General features: G+C 69.6%; 13 protein-coding genes and 1 other annotated feature. Of the genes, 10 read left to right on the top strand and 3 right to left on the bottom strand.

What is annotated here, in order from left to right:
- The 4 genes from P6F26_RS16540 to P6F26_RS16555 all read left to right on the top strand — a co-directional run.
- On the top strand, positions 1-2,416 hold a 2,416-nt coding region (locus P6F26_RS16540; protein WP_278029812.1), incomplete at its 5' end, for a sarcosine oxidase subunit alpha family protein.
- A 10-nt stretch (positions 2,417-2,426) separates the two neighbouring features.
- Positions 2,427-2,984: a sarcosine oxidase subunit gamma gene (locus tag P6F26_RS16545; RefSeq protein ID WP_278029813.1), complete on the top strand. Its 558-nt coding sequence runs from the start codon at positions 2,427-2,429 to the stop codon at positions 2,982-2,984.
- A gap of 318 nt (positions 2,985-3,302) precedes the next feature.
- Positions 3,303-3,734 (top strand): phage holin family protein, encoded by a 432-nt coding sequence (locus P6F26_RS16550; RefSeq protein ID WP_278029814.1) that lies wholly within the window; start codon positions 3,303-3,305, stop codon positions 3,732-3,734.
- The gene (locus P6F26_RS16555; protein ID WP_278029815.1) at positions 3,727-4,176 is read left to right on the top strand and encodes a hypothetical protein; all 450 of its coding nucleotides are present in this window, start codon (positions 3,727-3,729) and stop codon (positions 4,174-4,176) included. The genes P6F26_RS16550 and P6F26_RS16555 overlap by 8 nt, the downstream gene beginning before the upstream one ends.
- Positions 4,177-4,251: 75 nt before the next feature.
- On the opposite strand, the gene P6F26_RS16560 is transcribed toward P6F26_RS16555, so the two are convergent.
- Positions 4,252-4,926, bottom strand: coding sequence for an SDR family oxidoreductase (locus P6F26_RS16560; RefSeq protein WP_278029816.1), 675 nt, complete (start codon positions 4,924-4,926; stop codon positions 4,252-4,254).
- A gap of 152 nt (positions 4,927-5,078) precedes the next feature.
- Here P6F26_RS16560 and P6F26_RS16565 point away from each other — a divergent pair, with 152 nt between their 5' ends.
- Both P6F26_RS16565 and P6F26_RS16570 read left to right on the top strand, forming a co-directional pair.
- The gene (locus tag P6F26_RS16565) at positions 5,079-5,738 is read left to right on the top strand and encodes a TetR family transcriptional regulator C-terminal domain-containing protein (RefSeq protein WP_278029817.1); all 660 of its coding nucleotides are present in this window, start codon (positions 5,079-5,081) and stop codon (positions 5,736-5,738) included.
- Positions 5,735-6,922: a pyridoxal phosphate-dependent aminotransferase gene (locus tag P6F26_RS16570; protein ID WP_278029818.1), complete on the top strand. Its 1,188-nt coding sequence runs from the start codon at positions 5,735-5,737 to the stop codon at positions 6,920-6,922. The genes P6F26_RS16565 and P6F26_RS16570 overlap by 4 nt, the downstream gene beginning before the upstream one ends.
- Positions 6,923-6,968: 46 nt before the next feature.
- Here the strand turns inward: P6F26_RS16570 and P6F26_RS16575 are convergent, their stop codons facing one another.
- Together P6F26_RS16575 and P6F26_RS16580 are read right to left on the bottom strand one after the other, a co-directional pair.
- On the bottom strand, positions 6,969-7,823 hold the full coding sequence (locus tag P6F26_RS16575; protein ID WP_278029819.1) for a universal stress protein: 855 nt from the start codon (positions 7,821-7,823) through the stop codon (positions 6,969-6,971).
- A 14-nt stretch (positions 7,824-7,837) separates the two neighbouring features.
- A complete protein-coding gene (locus tag P6F26_RS16580; protein WP_278029820.1) occupies positions 7,838-9,328 on the bottom strand; it encodes a SulP family inorganic anion transporter in 1,491 nt (496 codons plus the stop codon).
- A 61-nt stretch (positions 9,329-9,389) separates the two neighbouring features.
- Positions 9,390-9,446 (bottom strand) — a sequence feature (sul1 is cis-regulatory element that is thought to sense ions involved in sulfur or methionine metabolism; They are found in Alphaproteobacteria).
- Between the two features lie 163 nt (positions 9,447-9,609).
- Between P6F26_RS16580 and paaZ the strand changes: the two genes are divergently transcribed.
- The 4 genes from paaZ to glgB all read left to right on the top strand — a co-directional run bounded on the left by paaZ (position 9,610) and on the right by glgB (position 19,340).
- Complete coding sequence (paaZ, locus tag P6F26_RS16585) at positions 9,610-11,640, top strand: phenylacetic acid degradation bifunctional protein PaaZ (RefSeq protein ID WP_278029821.1); 2,031 nt, start codon at positions 9,610-9,612, stop codon at positions 11,638-11,640.
- 235 nt (positions 11,641-11,875) lie between these two features.
- A complete protein-coding gene (locus P6F26_RS16590; RefSeq protein ID WP_278029822.1) occupies positions 11,876-13,840 on the top strand; it encodes an alpha-1,4-glucan--maltose-1-phosphate maltosyltransferase in 1,965 nt (654 codons plus the stop codon).
- On the top strand, positions 13,837-17,139 hold the full coding sequence (treS, locus tag P6F26_RS16595; RefSeq protein WP_278029823.1) for a maltose alpha-D-glucosyltransferase: 3,303 nt from the start codon (positions 13,837-13,839) through the stop codon (positions 17,137-17,139). The genes P6F26_RS16590 and treS overlap by 4 nt, the downstream gene beginning before the upstream one ends.
- Positions 17,136-19,340 (top strand): 1,4-alpha-glucan branching protein GlgB, encoded by a 2,205-nt coding sequence (gene glgB / locus P6F26_RS16600; RefSeq protein WP_278029824.1) that lies wholly within the window; start codon positions 17,136-17,138, stop codon positions 19,338-19,340. Before treS ends, glgB begins: the two co-directional genes overlap by 4 nt.

The raw sequence follows: 19,340 nt of genomic DNA on the forward strand, positions 1-19,340 counted from the left end.
TCTCAAGGTCGTTCTCGTCGACGAGAACGCCGAGCCGGGCGGCACGCTTCTGTCCGAGCCGCAGGCGGTCATCGACGGCAAGCCCGCCTGGGACTGGCTGGAGGCCGAGATTGCGGCGCTGAAGGCGGCCGGCGTGCGCGTCATGACCCGCACGACCGCCATCGGCTACTACCACCAGAACATGATCGGCATGGTCGAGAAGCTGTCCGACCACCTCGCCGAACTGCCGCAGGACACCCCGCGCGAACGCATGTGGCGGGTGCGCGCAAAGCGCGTCGTGCTGGCGCAGGGCGCGCTGGAAAAGCCGCTGGTTTTCAACGGGAACGACCGGCCTGGCGTGATGCTGGCGGGGGCCGCGCAGACCTACCTCAACCGCTACGGCGTGCTCGTGGGCCGCAAGCCTGTGGTGCTGACCTCGCACGATTCCGCATGGTTCGCCGCCTTCGATCTCGCCGATGCGGGCGCGAGGGTGCAGGCCATCGTGGACACGCGGGCGCAGGTGGACGACGCGCTTCTGGCCGGGGCCGAGGCGCGCGGCATCAAGGTCAGGCTGTCGCATACCGCGACCGCGACCTCGGGCCGGCTGCGCGTCACGTCGCTGCGGGTGAACCCGGTCCGGGAGGGCGCGGTGGGCGCACCCTACGTCATCCACTGCGACGCGGTCCTGATGTCGGGAGGCTGGACGCCGTCGCTGCACCTGTTCTCGCACACCAGGGGCTCGCTTGCGTGGGACGAGGACCTGACGACGTTCCTTCCGAAGGACACGCCCGAGGACTGCGTCATCGCCGGCGCGAGCCGGGGTCTTTGGGGCATCGCCGCCGCGCTTCGGGACGGGGCCGAAAAAGGCCTCGCCTCCGCGGCCGAGCTGGGCCTGACGGGCCATGCGGTCGAACGGAGCGTCGCGGAGGATCGCACCGGCGGCGGCGCGAGCCTGCGCGAGCTGCCCACCGACCTCGACCCGGCGCGCGCCAAGGCCTTCGTGGACTACCAGAACGATGTCACCGCCAAGGACCTTCGCCTCGCCGTGCGCGAGGGCATGCGCTCGATCGAGCATGTGAAGCGCTACACGACCAACGGCATGGCGACCGACCAGGGCAAGATGTCCAACATCAACGGCCTGAACATCGCCGCCGACGCCCTTGGCAGGAAGCAGCCGCAGGTCGGCCTGACGACCTTCCGCCCGCCCTACACGCCCACCAGTTTCGGGGCCTTCGCGGGCTATCACCGCGGCGCGCATTTCGAGGTGACGCGCAAGACGCCGATCGACGGCTGGGCCGAAGCCCATGGCGCGGTCTTCGAGCCGGTCGGCCAGTGGCGCCGCGCGTGGTATTTCCCGAAACCCGGCGAAGGCATGGAGGCCGCGGTGCGCCGCGAATGCGCCGCCACGCGGAAATCGCTCGGCATCTTCGACGCCTCCACGCTGGGCAAGATCGAGGTGGTGGGCCCCGACGCGGTCGAGTTCATGAACCGCATGTACACCAACCCCTGGACGAGGCTCGCGCCCGGCCGCTGCCGCTATGGCCTGTTGCTGGGCGACGACGGTTTCATACGAGACGACGGCGTGATCGGCCGTCTCGGCCCCGACAGGTTCCACGTGACGACCACGACGGGCGGCGCCGCGCGGGTCCTCAACATGATGGAGGACTATGTCCAGACCGAGTGGCCGGACCTCGACGTATGGCTCACCTCGACGACCGAGCAATGGTCCACGGTCGCGCTGAACGGACCGAACGCGGCGAAGCTTCTGGCGCCGCTGGTCGAAGGCGTTGACCTGACGGACGAGGCCTTCCCGCACATGTCCTGCGCCGAATGCACCGTCGCGGGGATGCCCGCGCGGCTGTTCCGGATCAGCTTCACCGGGGAGATCGGCTTCGAGGTGAACGTGCCCGCCCCGATGGGCGCCCGGCTGTGGGAGATCCTCTGGGAGGCGGGGCAGGACTACGACATCTGCCCCTACGGCACCGAGACGATGCACGTCCTGCGGGCCGAGAAGGGCTACATCATCGTCGGACAGGACACCGACGGCACCGTGACGCCCTATGACGCGGGCATGGGCTGGGCGGTCGGCACCAAGAAGCCCGATTTCGTCGGCAAGCGCGGCCTCGCCCGTCCCGACCTGGCAGCGCCGGGGCGCAAGCAGCTCGTGGGCCTTCTGACCGAGGACCGCTCGCGGCTCGAGGAGGGGGCGCAGATCGTGTTCGACCCCGCGCAGCCCAAGCCGATGCGGATGGTGGGCCACGTCACCTCCGCCTATCACTCCGAGGCGGTGGGACGGCCCATCGCGCTTGCGCTCGTGGAAGGGGGGCACGACAGGATGGGCGAGATCGTTCACATCCCCATGCCCGACCGCACCATCGCGGCGAAGATCACCCCGACCGTCTTCGTCGATCCCGAAAACGCCCGTCTGAAGATATGAGGAGGCGACGATGACCGCACCTTTCCCGTCCTCCGCCCCTTCGGTTCTCGCCGAGACGGACGCCGCCCGCGTCACCGTCATGGCGCCCCGCGCGCGGCTTTCGCTCCGGGTGCGCGGCGAGCTCGCCGCGCTGAACGGCGCGCTGGGCCTGACCCTGCCCGGGCGCATCGGCGCCCGCACCGCAACGGGCGGCCTTGAGGCGCTGAGGCTGGGACCGGACGAATGGATGCTGCACTGCGCCGAGGATGCCGCTGCGCCGGTCATCGAGGCCGCGGCCAGTGTCTACGAGGCGCACCCCCACAGCCTCGTCGACGTCTCGGGCCGCGAGGTCAGCTTTCTCATCGAGGGGCCGCGCGCGGCCGAGCTTCTGACGCTGGGCTGTCCGCGCGACATCGACGCCATCGCCGTGGGCGAGGGGCGGCGGACGCTGTTCGACGGTGCGACCGTGATCCTGTGGCGCGACGGCGAAGCCGCCTTTCGCATGGACGTCTGGAACAGCTTCGCGGCGCACCTCGCCCATCTCCTCGAGATCGGGTGCCGCGAACTGGCCGCCGAAGCCGCGTCCTGACGCCGCCGTGACGGCGGGGGCGTTCCCCGGCCCAAAGACCCCGGGCCCCTCGCGCCGCGCCGATCCGGCGCGCGCCATCCGCCCGCGCAGATGCCCGGTCCCGACCGCCCTTGCGCGCCCTTTGGGGGGCAGAACTATCCGTGCCGCCTGTCGTGCTTGCCGGAACCTTTCCACGCATGGGGCATTTTCCGCCAGGGAGGTGCCTTGATCACGGCGGCCATCGCGGCGCGTCTCGGCCAGCCTCAAACGCCTGCCCGGTGCGCGTGGCCTCCCGCCCGCGCCCTCTAAAAGACCCATGCAAGACGAAGGAGAAACATCATGGCCGCGACCACCGATGACGGGCCGCGCAAGGCGGAGGGGGCGCAGACCAGCGCGCTGGGCCTCGTCGGAGACGTCTTCGAACACGTCACCGACCTCGTCCGCAAGGAGCTCGACCTGTTCCGGGCCGAGTTGCAGGAAAACGTCGACAAGGCCTTCGCGGCGATCGGGATGATCGTGGCGGGCGTCGTGCTGATGCTGGTCGCGCTGAACGTGCTGGCCGGCGCGGCGGTCGCGTGGCTGGCGGGCAACGGCATCGCGCCGGGCTGGGCCGCGCTGATCGTCTTCGGCGCCCTCGCCGTGATCGCGTTGATCCTGCTTCTGGTGGGCAGGAACAACCTGCGCTTCGCCAGCCTCGCGCCCTCGCGGTCGGTCAGGAACGTCCGGCGCGACGCGCAGACCCTGAGGGAGGCCGCGGCGCGCAATGGCTGACGTGAGGCGTTCGGCCCGCGAGATGGAGCGCGCCGTCGAGCGCGAACGCGCCGAGCTGCGCGATGCGGTGGATGCGCTGTTCGAGGTCTCGGCCCGCCTCGGTGCCGACGAGATCTGCACGAGGCTCGCCGCCACGCTGCGACGGGACGAAGTGGGACTGGGCGAGGGGCTGGTCCGCGTCGCGCGCGAAAGGCCCCTTGCGCTGGGCCTGACCGCGCTCGGCGTGGGTTTGCTGATGTTCGGACCGCCGCGGCGCCGCGCGCGCGGCGAAGGTGGCGGCGAATTCCGGTATGCCCGGCCGTTTCCGCGCCCGTTCGAGCGCGGCTACCGCGACTACGACGAGGAGGCGCGCGATTTCCTCGAACGCTCCGGTTTCGAGGAGGACAGACCCGACGCCGACGGCCGCGACGCCGCTCGCGCGGGAGCGCCCGCGCGCGGCTGAGCGCGTCTCGGGCCATCATGCGCGTCCATGGCGATCCGATGCGGCCGCGCCGGGGCGGGCCGCATCGAAGGGGTTCTAGCCCGTCGGCATCAGGAAGATCTCGTTCACCGCGCAGCGCGGCTCCGCCTCGAGCGCGAACAGCGCCGCATCGGCGATGTCGTCGGGCTGAAGCTTGTCGGGCTTGGGTTCGTCGAAGAAAGGCGTGTCGACCATGCCCGGCGCAAGGATGGTGCAGCGCCCGCCGAAGGCTTTCATCTCATCGGCCAGGTTGCCGCCGTAGCCGTGCACGAACCACTTCGAGGCGCCGTAGACCGATCCCGCGATATGCCTGCGGCCCGCCGCCGACCCGGTCAGAAGAAGGTGGCCCTTGCGCGCCTTCAGGTGCTCCATCGCGGCCTTCGCGGTCCACAGCACGCCCAGCACGTTCACGCGGATCATGGCCTCCCATTCCCCGGGATCGCCCGCGTCGGTTCCGGCCGCCGAAAGGCCCGTCCCGGCATTGGCGAAGGCGGCGTCCATGCCGCCCGTCCGGCTCACGAAGTCCGCCATGGCCGCGCGCTGGCTTTCCAGGTCGGTCACGTCGCCGGGCAGCGCGATGGCCTTGTCGCCAAGCTCGTCCACGAGGGCGTCGAGCTTGTCCTTCGACCTCGCGAAAAGCCCCACGGTCCAGCCCCGCGCGACCGCGGCCCGTGCCGTCGCCGCGCCGATCCCGCTCGAGGCGCCGGTGATGAAAAGTGTCTTGTCCGTCATGTTGCATCCCTCTTTTCGGATTGTTCGCACAAGGGTGGTGAACGCCCGCGACGGCGTTCGGTTTCATGTGCCGCCGCGCCGCGTTCGGCCTTGTGCGTGCGCGCCGTTGCGGTATTTATGCAAACGTATAGCAACATGCGGAGCGGGGGACCATGACCGCGCAGCGACCGAAGTTCAGGCGCAAGGCGGCCACCATCCGCAAGCAGGCGCTGGTGGACGCGACGATCGAGGTCGTGGCCGAGGCGGGCGTGCGCGCGGCCACGGTCCGCGCCATCGCCGAGCGCGCCGGCGTGACGCAGGGGCTGATCCGGCACCATTTCTCGTCGAAGGAGGACCTCGTCGCGGCCGCGTACGGCCATCACATGGCGCGCATGACGGACACGGTCTGGCGCGCGACCGGCGATCCGGCCGACGCGCCCGGCCTGAGACTGTCGCGCTTTGTCGCCGCCGCGCTCGCGCCGCCGGTGATGTCCGCGGACTGGGTCGCGCTCTGGGCGGGTTTCCTCGGCGAGACGCTTCACGACGAGAGGCTCGGGCGCATCCACGACGAAAGCTACCGCGCCTTCCGCGACCTGCTGGAGCATCTGATCGGCGAGGTCCGCGCGGACGCCGGGCGGCCCGCCGACGGGCCCGAGCGCCGACGCCTCGCCATCGCGGGAAACGCCGTCATCGACGGCCTTTGGCTGGAGGGTGCCGCCCTGCAGGAGAGTTTCGGGGCCGCCGAGATCGCCGCGATGGGGATCGGGGCGATCGCGGCCATTCTTGGCGTCGCGTTGCCCATGCCGGATGAAATCGAGGGGACGCAGCGATGAAATACGCCGAGGTGCTGGACCGCGTCGCCGATCTTGGCGGGGCGAAGTGGGAGGTCCATTTTCGCGCGCGGGCGCTGGCCGCGGCGGGCCGGGACATCATCGAACTGACCATCGGCGAGCCGGACACGCCGACGCCCCCGCACCTCGCAGAGATCGCCATCGACGCGATGCGGCGGGGACGGACGCGGTATTCCAACGGGTCGGGCGAGGCCGGGCTGCGAGCCGCGCTGGCGCGGCGCTACGGCGCGCGGAGCGGACGCGACATCGACCCCGCGCAGGTGCTGTGCTTTCCCGGCACGCAGACGGCGCTTTACGCCGTCATGGCGGGGATCGTCGATGCGGGCTCGGAGGTCCTCGTCGGCGACCCGATGTATGCGACCTACGAGGGCATCGTGCGGGCGGCGGGAGGGCACGTCGTGCCGGTGCCGATGGACGCGGGCGACGGGTTCCGCCTGAAGGCCGAGGACGTGGCCGCGCGCGTCACGCCCGCCACGCGCGCGATCCTTCTCAACTCGCCGCACAACCCGACCGGGGCGATCCTGTCGCGGGCCGACATCGCGGCCATCGGCGAGGTGGCGCGCGCGCATGACCTGTGGATCGTCAGCGACGAGGTCTACGAGGATCTCGTCTTCGACGGCCAGGGCTTCGCGTCGCCGCTGTCGCTTCCCGGCCTCGCCGACCGGGTGATCGTGGCGTCCTCGATCTCCAAGTCGCACGCCGCGCCGGGCTTCCGCAGCGGCTGGATCGTGGCGCCGGCCGAGTTCGCCCGCAGGCTTCTGCCGCTTTCGGAGACGATGCTGTTCGGCAACCAGCCCTTCATCGCCGACATGACCGAGGCCGCGGTCTCGGCCCCGTCGGACGTCGCGGCGGGCATGGCAAGGCGCTACGCCGCGCGCGCGGCGCACCTCAAGACCACGCTGGAGGCCGCCGGACGGCTTGCTGTCCACCCGCCGCAGGCCGGCATGTTCGCAATGGTCGACATCTCGGCCACAGGCCTCGCCTCGACGCCCTACGCCCTCGATCTTCTGGAGGAGGCGGGCGTCGCGGTGATGCCCGGAAGCGCCTTCGGCTCCGCGCTCGACGGGTGGGTGCGGGTCAGCCTGACGGTGGACGACGCGCGCTTCGACGAGGCGGCCGCGCGCATGGCGGCCCACGCGGACACGGTCTGCCGCGTGTCGTCCTGACGCGGCGCTGCCGCCCGCCGGGCCCGGAGACGGCGCGCCGCGGCCCTCAGCGGAACAGCAGGACCGGCACCTTGCACGAGCGCATCATCTCGGTCGTGGTCGATCCGATGACGAGGCTGCGCACCCGGCTGTGGCCATAAGCGCCCATCACCAGCATCCCGAAGCCCTCGTCGTCCACCAGCCTGCCCAGCATCTCCTCGGGGCGCCCCTCGACGATGCGGGTCTGCGCGTCGATCCCGGCCGCCTTCAGAAGCGCGCTCGCGTCCTCGAGGCCCTTCCGCACTGCCGCGCCCTCGGCGCCGACTGTGACGACGGTGACGGCGAGCCCCGCGAAAAGCGGGCTGCGCGCGATATGGTCCACGGCCTTCATCGCCGAGCGGCCGCCGTCGTAGGCCACCAGCACGCGCTCGATCGGGGCGAAGGCGCGCGAGGCCACGAAGACGGGCCGGTGCGCCGCGCGCACGATCCGCTCGAGGTTCGATCCAAGGTGCCCCCTCGCAAAATCCGCCGCCTCGCCGCGCTTGCCTATCACGATGACGCGGGCCTCGTCCTCGATCTCGCCGATCGCCTCGACGATGTCGCCATGGCGCAGGCGCGTCGTGATGTCGGTGACGCCGTCCCGGTCCACGATGGCGCGGGCGTCCTCGAGGATGGCGCGGCCCCTGTGGCTGACCAGCTTCGCGCGCTGCGCGTCGAGTTCTGCGAGCTCCTCCAGCAGCGCCGAGCGCGCGCCCAGCCGGATCGAACCCGACAGGTCGCGCGTTCCCGGAGCCTCGCGGCGGCCGAGGACGTGGATCAGCTCGACCGTGGCCCCGGTGCGCGTCGCGATCCACGCGGCGTGGTCGCAGACGCTTTCGGAATAGATGGACCCGTCCACCAGCGCGATGATCTTGCTCGTCATGTTCCCGTCCCCCCTCAATGCGCCGACAGCTTGTCGAGCGCGTCCGGCCTGTCGCTGAGGCCCAGCCTGTCCACCAGCGTCTCGGTCGCCTCGTTCATGCCGACCACCTCGACCTCCGCCCCGTCGCGGCGGAACTTCAGGATGGCCATGTCCAGCGCCTGCACCGAGCTGATGTCCCAGATGTGCGAACGGCTCACGTCGATCACCACGCGCTCGGGCGCCTCGCGGAAGTCGAAGGCGTTCATGAAGTCCTCGACCGATCCGTAGAACATCTGCCCCTCGACGTGGTAGGTGCGCACGCGGCCGTCGTCGCTGATCTCGGTTGTCACGCGGAACAGCTGCGCGATCTTGCCCGCGAAGAAGATCCCCGACAGGAGCACCCCCACCAGCACGCCGATCGCGAGGTTGTGGGTGTAGACGACGGTGGCCACCGTCGCGAGCATCACGATCGAGGACGAGCGCGGATGCACGCGCAGGTCGCGGATCGACGACCACGAGAACGTGCCGATGGAGACCATGATCATGATCGCCACCAGCGCCGGCATCGGGATGATGCTGACGAGATCGCCGAGGCCGACCACGAGGATCAGCAGGAACACCCCCGCCACGAAGCACGACAGCCGCCCGCGTCCGCCCGACTTCACGTTGATGATCGACTGGCCGATCATGGCGCAGCCCGCCATGCCGCCGATGAAGCCTGTCGCCGTGTTGGCGAGGCCCTGGCCCACGCATTCCTGGTTGCGGTTCGACTTGGTGTCGGTGAGGTCGTCCACGATGTTCTGCGTCATCAGGCTTTCCAGAAGGCCCACGACCGCGACCGCGACCGAGTAGGGCAGGATGATCCTCAGCGTCTCGAGGTTCAGCGGGATGTCTGGCAGCAGGAACATCGGCAGCGTGTCGGGCAGCTCGCCCATGTCGCCCACCGTGCGCACGTCCCAGCCGAAGGCCACCGTCAGCGCGGTCAGGACGATGATCGTCACCAGCGGCGAGGGCACGGCCTTCGTCAGGCGCGGAAAGAGGTAGATGATGCAAAGCCCCGCGGCCACCAGCGCGTAGGTCAGCCACGTCACCTCGCGCGGGTCCAGCTCGGGCAGCTGCGCCATGAAGATCAGGATGGCGAGCGCATTGACGAAGCCTGTCATCACCGACTTCGAGACGTAGCGCATCACGAAGCCCAGCCTCAGAAGGCCGGCCCCGATCTGGATCAGCCCGGCAAGCACCGTGGCGGCAAGCAGGTATTGCAGCCCGTGGTCGCGCACCAGCGTCACCATCAGCACGGCCGTCGCGGCCGTCGCCGCCGAGATCATGCCCGGCCGCCCGCCCGCGATCGCGGTGATCACGGCGATCGAGAAGCTGGCGTAGAGTCCCACCTTCGGGTCCACGCCCGCGATGATCGAGAACGCGATGGCTTCGGGGATGAGTGCGAGCGCCACCACCAGCCCCGCCAGGAGGTCGCCACGGATGTTGCCCAGCCACTGGCCGCGGTAAGCGTCGATTGAAAACATGAAATGCGTGTCCCTGTCCGGCGCACGCATCCGCGTTGCCGGCCGTCGCGTGATTGCGTGTCGTTGTCCGGCGGATCGGCGGCCGGAAGAGCCACCCGGCGTCGAGGCCGGGTCCCGGTTTCTGCGATGCAGAATAGAGAATTCCACGCCGAGGGCAACCTGCGGGGGCGCGCGCGCCCGATCCGGGGGGCATCGACATGGCGGCGCGGCCGCGCAAGATTGGCGCCACGCCGGGCGGGATGGGACCGGCGAACGGGCATCTGCTGAGGGAGAGACGCGCGATGGCACCGCTCGAGGTCGGAAGTTTCGCCCACGGCGAATGGATCGCGCCGGGGCAGGGCGCGCGCGAGATCGCGGACGCCGTCACCGGCGAGGTCTTCGCGGTCGCCGGCAACGCGGCGCTGGATACGGGCGGGATGCGGGATCATGCGCGCGCCACCGGCGGCCCGGCGCTGCGTGCCACGGGCTTTCATGACCGCGCGCGGATGCTCAAGGCGCTGGCCACCCATCTTGAGCGGTTCAAGGACGAGCTTTACCGGCTGTCCCACCGCAGCGGCGCGACGCTGGCCGACGCCCGCATCGACATCGACGGCGGCATCGGCACGCTGTTCGCCTACGCCTCGAAGGGGCGGCGCGAGATGCCGGACGGGCAGGTCTATCTCGACGGCGGCCCCGAGCGGCTGTCGCGCGACGGAAGCTTCATGGGCCAGCACGTCTGCACGCCGCTGCACGGCGTCGCGGTGCATATAAACGCCTACAACTTCCCCGTCTGGGGGATGCTGGAAAAGCTCGCGCCGACGCTTCTTGCCGGGATGCCGGCGATCGTGAAGCCCGCGACCTCCACCTGCTACGTCACCGAGGCCTGCGTCCGCCGCATCCTCGAAAGCGGTGTCCTGCCCGAGGGCGCGCTCCAGCTGGTCTGCGGCGGCCTCGGGGATCTGCTCGACCGGCTCGATTGCCAGGACGTCGTCGCCTTCACCGGATCGGCCGCCACCGCGCGGAGCTTGCGCGTCCTGCCGGGCCTGATCGGCAACTCGGTGCGCTTCACGGCGGAGCAGGACAGCCTGAACGCCACGATCCTCGGGCCCGACGTCGCGCCGGGGAGCCCGGAGTTCGACCTCTTCGTGCGCGAGGTGCACCGCGAGATGACCGCCAAGGCCGGGCAGAAATGCACGGCGATCCGCCGCATCCTCGCCCCCGAGGCGCAGGTCGAGGCGTTGATCGTGGCGATCTCGGCGCGCCTGTCGCAAACGGTGATCGGCGCGCCCGAGCGGGAGACGACGCGCATGGGCGCGCTGGTGTCGATCGAACAGCGCCGCGACGTCCTCGAGAAGGCCGCGATCCTCGCCACGGAGGCCGAGCGCGTCTGCGGCGATCCCTCGGCCTTCGAGGTCCACGGCGCGGATGCCGAGCGCGGCGCCTTCCTGCCGCCCCTCCTGTTCCATTGCGATGCGCCCGACCGCGCCGCGCGCGTCCACGACACCGAAGCCTTCGGACCGGTCGCCACCATCATGGGATACGGCGATCCCGGCCACGCGGTGGCGCTGGCCAATCGCGGCGGCGGCAGCCTCGTGGCCTCCGTCGTCACGCGCGACCCTGCCGTGGCGCGCGAGATCACGCTGGGCTCCGGCCCGTTCCACGGGCGCCTCCACTTCGACAACCGCGCGTCCATGACGGCAAGCACGGGCCACGGCTCGCCCCTGCCGCACATGGTCCATGGCGGGCCCGGCCGCGCGGGCGGCGGCGAGGAACTGGGCGGGGTGCGCGGCGTGCTGCACTACATGCAGCGCACCGCCATTCAGGGCAGTCCCGACATCCTCACGGGCATAACCGGCGCATGGATGCCCGGCGCGCGCGAGGTCTCGGCGCCCGCCCATCCCTTCACCCGCCGCTTCGGCGAGCTGGCGCTCGGCGAGACGATCCGCACCGGCGAGCGCGAGGTGACGCTGGGCGATATCGAGACTTTCGCAAGCTTCACCGGCGACACGTTCTACGCCCACATGGACGAGGACGCGGCGGCGCGGAACCCGTTCTTTCCGGGCCGCGTCGCGCATGGCTACCTGCTTCTGTCCTTCGCCGCAGGCCTCTTCGTGGACCCCGGCGAGGGGCCGGTCCTCGCCAATACCGGTCTCGACGGCCTGCGCTTCCTGAAGCCCGTGCAGCCGGGTGCGCGCATCTCGGTGCGCCTGACGGTCAAGGCCAAGACGCGCCGCACGGGCGATTACGGCGAAGTGCGCTGGCACGTCACCCTGAGCGATCACGAGGGCGAGGCGGTCGCGGAATACGAGCTGCTCACGATGAACGCATATTGAGCGGGCATCGCCCCGGTCCGCGCCCTCGCGGCAGGGCCTCGGGCGGGGGCGGGGTTGCAGTCTTGGTGCCCGGCATGTTCGGATAGAGTCCTGGGCGGGCCACCGCCACGCAGGCGCGCAGCCGCCGGATCGGCACGTTTCGGGGAACACGCGCGGCACTCGCGGGTTTGTCATGAAAAGCCGGCATGACGTTCGAAATGCGCGGCGACATAACGGACGACGGGGAGAACGACGAATGGCGGCAAGCAAAAGCCGCGCCAGCTCGGCGGCACGGTTGAAGGACCTTGCGTCGAACAGGCTTGCGATAGAGGGCATCGATCCGGACATCGACGCGGGGCGCTTCGCGGCCAAGGCGGTCGCAGGCTGGCTCATGCGCGTGGAGGCGGACGTCTTCGGCGACGGCCACGAGGTGTTCGGCGCCGCCGTCGAGACGTCGGAGGGCGCGCTCGTGCCGATGATCCACGAGGGCAACGACCGCTGGAGCGCGGAGATCGTGCTCTCCGGGAACGGGCCTGCGGGCTTCGAGGTGCTGGCGTGGCGCGACGTCTGGGGCAGCTGGGCGCGCGACACCGCACGGAAGATCGCCGCAGGCGTGGACATCGGGGTCGAGCTGCAGGAGGCGGCCGAAATCCTCGGTGCGATGAAGGCGCCGCGCGGGCAGGGCGAGCCGTTGAAGGCGCTCCGCAAGGCCGCGCAGGCGGGCGACGTGAAGGCGCTTCTGACCGACGAGGCGGCGGCCTTCATGGCCGCGCACGGGCCCCGCGCCAACCTGACCCGTTCGCGCAGGGTGCCGGTCTGGGTCGATCGCGAGCGCGCGGCGTTTTCGGCGTGGTACGAGCTGTTCCCCCGCTCGCAGGGTCCCGAGGGGCGCCACGGCACCTTCCGCGACGTGATCGGACGCCTGGACTACGTTGCCGACCTCGGCTTCGACGTCCTCTATTTTCCGCCGATCCACCCCATAGGCGCGACCAACCGCAAGGGCCGCAACAATTCCCTGCGCTCCGATCCCGAGGACGTGGGCTCGCCCTACGCGATCGGATCGCCCGAGGGCGGCATGGACGCGGTGCACCCCGAACTGGGCACGATGGAGGACTTCGATGCGCTGGTCGAGGCCGCGCGGGGCAAGGGCCTCGAGATCGCGCTCGACATCGCGCTGAACGCCTCGCCCGACCATCCCTGGATCGCCGAGCACCCCGAGTGGTTCGAGCACCGCCCCGACGGCAGCATCAAGCATGCCGAGAACCCGCCGAAGAAATACGAGGACATCGTCAACTTCAGCTATTACCTCGGCGAGGAGCCCAACATCCCCTTCTGGGAGGCGATCCGCGACCTCTTCGTGTTCTGGATCGGCCACGGCGTCACGATCTTCCGCGTCGACAACCCCCACACCAAGCCGTTCCCCTTCTGGGAGTGGATCATCGAGGAAGTCCGGCGCGACCACCCCGAGACGATCTTCCTGTCCGAGGCCTTCACCCGGCCCAAGGTGATGAAGCACCTCGCCAAGCTGGGCTTCAACCAGAGCTACACCTACTACACCTGGCGCAACACCGCGCCGGAGCTGGCCCAGTACGTCACCGAGCTGTCGCGCGACGCATGCCGCCACTACATGCGTCCGAACTTCTTCACCAACACCCCCGACATCAATCCCTACTTCAACCACGATTCCGGTCGGCCGGGCTTTCGCACGCGCACGGTCATGGCGGGCTCGCTGGTGGGAAACTGGGGCCTCTATTCGGGCTTCGAGCTGTGCGAGGCCGACTGGCTGCCGCCCAAGGACGAGTATCTCCATTCCGAGAAATACGAGCTGAAGCACCGCGACTGGGACGCGCCGGGCAACATCAAGGACGACGTGCGGCTGATCAACCGCATCCGCCGCGAGAACCCGGCGATGAAGGATTTCACCAATATCCGCTTCCTGCCCGTGGATGACGACAGGGTGCTGTTCTACGGGCGCTTCGACGAGGCCGCGCGCAACTACCTTCTGTTCCACGTCCTCGTGGATCCCTTCGCCCCGGCGGAGTTCGGCTTCGAGCTGCCGCTGTGGGAGTTCGGCCTGCCCGACGAGGCCTCGGTCGGGGCCGAGGACGCCATCCACGGCAACCGCTTCACCTGGCACGGCAAAAGCCACAGGCTCTGGCTCGACCCGCAGGAGCGGCCCTACGCCATCTGGAAGCTGTTCCCCCCGGGAGGTGCGCAATGACCGTCGTGGACAAGGACCTGCTGGCCGCCGATCCGGCCGTGCCGGCGCAGGACTGGTACAAGGACGCGGTGATCTACCAGATCCACGTCAAGGCCTTCCAGGATTCCAACGGAGACGGGATCGGCGATTTCGCCGGTCTCATGCAGCGGCTCGACCATGTGCAGGAGCTGGGCGCGACCGCGATCTGGCTCCTGCCGTTCTACCCCTCGCCCCTCAGGGACGACGGCTACGACATCGGCGAATACAAGGCGATCAACCCGTCCTATGGCACGATGGGGGATTTCCAGGCCTTCGTGGACGAGGCGCACCGGCGCGGCCTGAAGGTCATCACCGAGCTGGTCATCAATCACACCAGCGACCAGCACGAATGGTTCCAGCGCGCCCGGCGCGCGCCCAAGGACAGCCCCGAGCGCGACTTCTACGTCTGGTCGGACGACCCGTCCAGGTGGATGGACAAGACGCGGGTGATCTTCAACGACACCCACGACAGCAACTGGTCGTGGGATCCGGTGGCCGAACAGTTCTACTGGCACCGCTTCTTCGACCACCAGCCGGACCTGAACTTCGACAACCCGGAGGTTCTGCGCGAGGTGCTGGACGTGATGCACTTCTGGCTGGACAAGGGCGTGGACGGCCTGCGCCTCGATGCGATCCCCTACCTCGTGGAGCGCGACGGCACCAACAACGAGAACCTCCCCGAGACGCACGCCGTCCTCAAGGCGATCCGCGCCGATCTCGACGCCCATTACGACGACAAGATGCTTCTGGCCGAGGCGAACCAGTGGCCCGAGGACACGCGGCCCTATTTCGGCGAGGGCGACGAGTGCCACATGGGCTTCCACTTTCCGCTCATGCCCCGGATGTACATGGCCGTCGCGCAGGAGGACCGCTATCCGATCACCGACATCATCCGGCAGACGCCCGCGATCCCCGACAACTGCCAGTGGGCGATCTTCCTGCGCAACCACGACGAGCTGACGCTCGAGATGGTGACGGACCGCGAGCGCGACTACCTGTGGGATTTCTACGCCAGCGACAAGCGCGCGCGGATCAACATGGGCATCCGCCGCCGCCTCGCGCCGCTCTTGCAGAACGATCGGCGCAAGATCGAGCTTCTGAACTCGCTCCTGCTGTCGATGCCCGGCACGCCCGTGGTCTATTTCGGTGACGAGATCGGCATGGGCGACAACTACTATCTCGGCGACCGCGACGGGGTACGCACGCCCATGCAGTGGTCGGCCGACCGCAACGCGGGCTTTTCCCGCGCCAACCCGCAGGCACTCTACCTGCCCACCATCCAGGACCCGGTCTTCGGCTACGAGGCGGTGAACGTCGAGGCGCAGCAGGCCTCGCCCTCGTCGCTTCTGAACTGGATGAAGCGCATGATCGCCGTGCGCCAGCGCCACAACCTGTTCGGTCGCGGCGAGATCGAGCTTCTGTACCCCTCCAACCGCAAGGTGCTCGCCTATGTCAGGCGGCAGGGCGAGGACGCGGTGTTCTGCATCGCCAACCTGTCGCGGCAGGCGCAGGCGGCGGAGATCGACCTTTCGGAATTCGAGGGCCGGGTGCCGATCGAGCTGACCGGCCAGTCGCCGTTTCCGCCGGTGGGCGAGCTGCCCTACCTGCTGACGCTTCCGGCCTACGGGTTCTACTGGTTCCTTCTCGCCGACGCGAAGGAGGCGCCCAGCTGGCACGCGGGGTATGCCCAGATGCTTCCCGACTTCATCACGCTGACCACGCGCGACGGGTCGATCTCCGGGGCGATGGCCGACCGCTCGCGCGACGAGTTCGAGCGCCGTTCGCTCTGCGCCTACCTGCCCCTGCAACGCTGGTTCGGGGCCAAGGAGGGGCGCATCGAACACGCGCGTCTCAGACCGTTGGCCGAGCTTGACCGGCAGCACCTTCTGTCCGTCGTGGACGTTCGCGTCGGCGGTGCCGATCAGCGTTACTTCCTGCCGCTCGCGGCGCTCTGGGGCGAGGACAACCTGACGATGGGTCCGCGCCTTCCCGCGACGCTCGCCAAGCTTCGCCAGGCCAACCGGGTCGGCGCGATCGTGGACGGCGCCGTGGAAGAGGGCATGGCCAACGCGCTGCTGGCCGCGCTTCGCGAGGGCCGCGAGATCGACGCGGGCGAGAACGGAAGGCTTGTCTTCTCGCCCACCGAGCGGCTCGAGGGCCCCGCCGCCGATCCGGGCGTGCCCCGGCTTCTGTCGGCGGAGCAGTCGAACGCCTCGATCGCCTTCTCTGACAAGCTGATCCTGAAGCTCTACCGGCGCCTCCGCCGGGGTATCCAGCCCGATATCGAGGTGGGCCGCTTCCTGACCGAGGAGACGGACTTCGAGGCCACGCCGCCGCTTCTGGGCACGCTCGACCTGATCGACGCCGAGGGGCAGGTGACGACGCTGGCGGCCGCCAGCGAGTTCGTCCGCAACCAGGGCGACGCCTGGACCTACGTCACCGAGGCGCTGGATCGCGACATGGAACGCCACGACACCGTCGAACGCGGTCTCAAGCCCGAGGAGGCCGAGGAGGGCGCGGTCATGGGCGGGCCGCTCGACCTTGGCGAGGTGCTGGGCCGGCGCACGGCGGAATTGCACCGCGCGCTGTCGAGCGGCGCGCCGGGCGGCGCCTTCGGGACGGAACCGCTGGGCGGCGACAGGCTCGTGCGCGCCGTGGACGAGATCCGGGGCGAGGTCTCGGGTGTCCTCGACCGGCTGCAGTCGCGGCTGCGGGACCTTCCGGCCGGCAGCGCCGAGCTTGCGCAATCGCTGCTCGACGGGCGCGGCCGCCTCCTGGAGCGGCTCGACCGGGTGCGCGGCATGGCCCCCTCGGGCGGGTGCTGCCGCATCCACGGCGACTACCACCTCGGCCAGGTCCTCGTCGTGCAGCGCGACGTCATGATCATCGATTTCGAGGGAGAGCCCACGCGGACCCTCGAGGAGCGCACGGCCAAGACCTCGCCCCTGCGCGACGTGGCGGGGATGCTGCGCAGCTTCGACTACGCGCTCTGGTCCACCGTCCGGCGGCGCCTGGAACTGGGCGCCGACCCCGAGCGCACGCTGGCCGGCGTCGACGGCTGGCGGCAGGCCACGCAGGGCGCGTTCCTCGACGCCTACCGCGCCACGATGGCCGGCGCGCCGGTCCACCCCGACGATCCAGAGGCCGAGCGCGCGCTGCTCGACCTCTTTCTCATCCAGAAGGCGGCCTACGAGGTGGGCTACGAGCTTTCCATGCGCCCCGACTGGATCGAAATCCCGCTCCGCGGCCTGCTGTCCCTGACCATGGACGAACAACGATGACCCCATCGACCTATCCCGACACCGCACCGGCCGCCGCCGAGATCGAGGCGATCCTGCGCGGCCAGCACGGAGATCCCTTCCGCATCCTCGGAATGCACCAGCACGGGGACGGGCCGATCACGGTCAACGTCTTCGCGCCGGACGCGACCGAGGTCGAGGTGCTCGACATGAAGGGCCGGACGCTCGGCGCGCTCCAGCTGATCGACCCCGAGGGCTTCTTCCACGCCTGCTTCAAGCGGCGCAAGAAACGCCAGCCCTACCGCCTGAGGATGCGCAACGCCACGGGGCACGAATGGGAGGTCGGCGACCCCTACGCCTTCGGGCCCGTGATGGGCGAACTGGACGAATACCTGCTCGGCGAGGGGCGCCACGAAGAGCTTTACCGCCGCCTCGGCGCGCATCCGATGACGCACGAGGGCGTCGAGGGCACGGCCTTCGCCGTCTGGGCGCCCAATGCGCGCCGCGTCTCGGTCGTGGGGCATTTCAACGCCTGGGACGGCCGCCGCCACGCGATGCGCCGCAGGGGCGCCACGGGCGTGTGGGAAATCTTCCTGCCGGGCATCGGGCCGGGCGAGATCTACAAGTACGAGATCGTCGGCGCCTACGGCCATCTTCAGCCGCTGAAGACCGATCCGGTCGGAACCTATGCCGAGCTGCCGCCCGAAACGGCCTCGATCGTGCACGGGCTTCCGCGATACGAATGGAGCGATGACGGCTGGATGGAGGCGCGCGCGGCCGACCAGCGCCGCGCGCCCGTCTCGATCTACGAGGTGCATCTCGGCAGCTGGCGGCGCACGCTCGAGGGCGAGATGCTCGATTACGCCACGCTCGCCGAGCAGCTCGTGGACTACGTCTCCGAGATGGGGTTCACCCATGTCGAGTTCCTGCCCGTGAGCGAGCATCCCTTCTCGGGGTCGTGGGGCTACCAGCCGGTGGGCCTGTTCGCGCCCACGTCCCGCTTCGGCACGCCCGAGGATTTCGCGGCCCTGGTCGACCGACTGCACGGCGCGGGCATCGGCGTGATCGTGGACTGGGTGCCGGCGCATTTCCCCACCGACGCCCACGGCCTCGGCAACTTCGACGGCACCGCGCTCTACGAGCACGCCGACCCCCGGCAGGGCTTCCACCAGGACTGGAACACGCTGATCTACAACTTCGGCCGGCGCGAGGTGGCGAATTTCCTGCGGGCCTCGGCGATCTACTGGCTGAAGGAGCTGCACATCGACGCGCTGCGCGTCGATGCCGTGGCCTCGATGCTATACCTCGACTATTCGCGCAACGAGGGCGAGTGGATCCCCAACCGCTACGGCGGCCGCGAGAACCTCGATGCGATCGAGTTCCTCAAGGGAATGAACGAGGTGGCGCGCGACTACGTCCCCGGCGCGCTGACCATCGCCGAGGAAAGCACGGCATGGCCCGGCGTCTCGCGGCCCGTGTCCGACGGCGGCCTCGGGTTCGACTTCAAGTGGAACATGGGCTGGATGCACGACACGCTCCAGTACATGAGCCAGGATCCCGTTCACCGGAAGTATCATCACCACGAGATGACCTTCGGCCTGGTCTACGCCTTCTCCGAGAATTTCGTGCTGCCGCTCAGCCATGACGAGGTGGTGCACGGAAAGGGCTCGATGCTGGGCAAGATGCCTGGCGACCGCTGGCAGAAGTTCGCGAACCTGCGCGCCTACTACGGCTTCATGTGGGGGCATCCGGGCAAGAAGCTTCTGTTCATGGGCGGAGAGTTCGCACAGGAGCGGGAGTGGAACCACGACATCTCGCTCGACTGGCATCTGCTGGAGGATCCGCTCCACGACGGGATGCGGAAGGTGGTGCGCGACCTCAACGCGCTCTACCGGTCCGAGCCGGGGCTGCACCAGCGCGACTGCGCGCCCGAGGGATTTGCGTGGATCGAGGGGGGCGACAGCGACAACAACGTGTTCTCCTTCGTGCGCCACGGCGAGGACGGCGCGAAGCCCGTCGTCGTGATCTCCAACATGGCCCCCGTCCTGCGCGAGAATTACCGCATCGGCGTGCCCTGGGCGGGCACCTGGAGCGAGCGGCTGAACACCGACCGGGCCGAGTATGGCGGCTCGGGGGCGGGCAACGGCACGCTGCGCGCCTCCGACGAGGGGATGCACGGCCAGCCCCATTCGCTTTCGGTGACGCTGCCCCCGCTCGCCACCGTCTTCCTGACCCCGGACTGA

Source organism: Roseicyclus salinarum (assembly GCF_029624655.1).
Classification (GTDB): domain Bacteria; phylum Pseudomonadota; class Alphaproteobacteria; order Rhodobacterales; family Rhodobacteraceae; genus Roseibacterium; species Roseibacterium salinarum.

Coding starts and splice junctions, on each gene's coding strand:
- P6F26_RS16545 (WP_278029813.1), top strand. CDS start 2,427: ATGACCGCACCTTTCCCGTCCTCCGCCCCTTCGGTTCTCGCCGAGACG.
- P6F26_RS16550 (WP_278029814.1), top strand. CDS start 3,303: ATGGCCGCGACCACCGATGACGGGCCGCGCAAGGCGGAGGGGGCGCAG.
- P6F26_RS16555 (WP_278029815.1), top strand. CDS start 3,727: ATGGCTGACGTGAGGCGTTCGGCCCGCGAGATGGAGCGCGCCGTCGAG.
- P6F26_RS16560 (WP_278029816.1), bottom strand. CDS start 4,926: ATGACGGACAAGACACTTTTCATCACCGGCGCCTCGAGCGGGATCGGC.
- P6F26_RS16565 (WP_278029817.1), top strand. CDS start 5,079: ATGACCGCGCAGCGACCGAAGTTCAGGCGCAAGGCGGCCACCATCCGC.
- P6F26_RS16570 (WP_278029818.1), top strand. CDS start 5,735: ATGAAATACGCCGAGGTGCTGGACCGCGTCGCCGATCTTGGCGGGGCG.
- P6F26_RS16575 (WP_278029819.1), bottom strand. CDS start 7,823: ATGACGAGCAAGATCATCGCGCTGGTGGACGGGTCCATCTATTCCGAA.
- P6F26_RS16580 (WP_278029820.1), bottom strand. CDS start 9,328: ATGTTTTCAATCGACGCTTACCGCGGCCAGTGGCTGGGCAACATCCGT.
- paaZ (WP_278029821.1), top strand. CDS start 9,610: ATGGCACCGCTCGAGGTCGGAAGTTTCGCCCACGGCGAATGGATCGCG.
- P6F26_RS16590 (WP_278029822.1), top strand. CDS start 11,876: ATGGCGGCAAGCAAAAGCCGCGCCAGCTCGGCGGCACGGTTGAAGGAC.
- treS (WP_278029823.1), top strand. CDS start 13,837: ATGACCGTCGTGGACAAGGACCTGCTGGCCGCCGATCCGGCCGTGCCG.
- glgB (WP_278029824.1), top strand. CDS start 17,136: ATGACCCCATCGACCTATCCCGACACCGCACCGGCCGCCGCCGAGATC.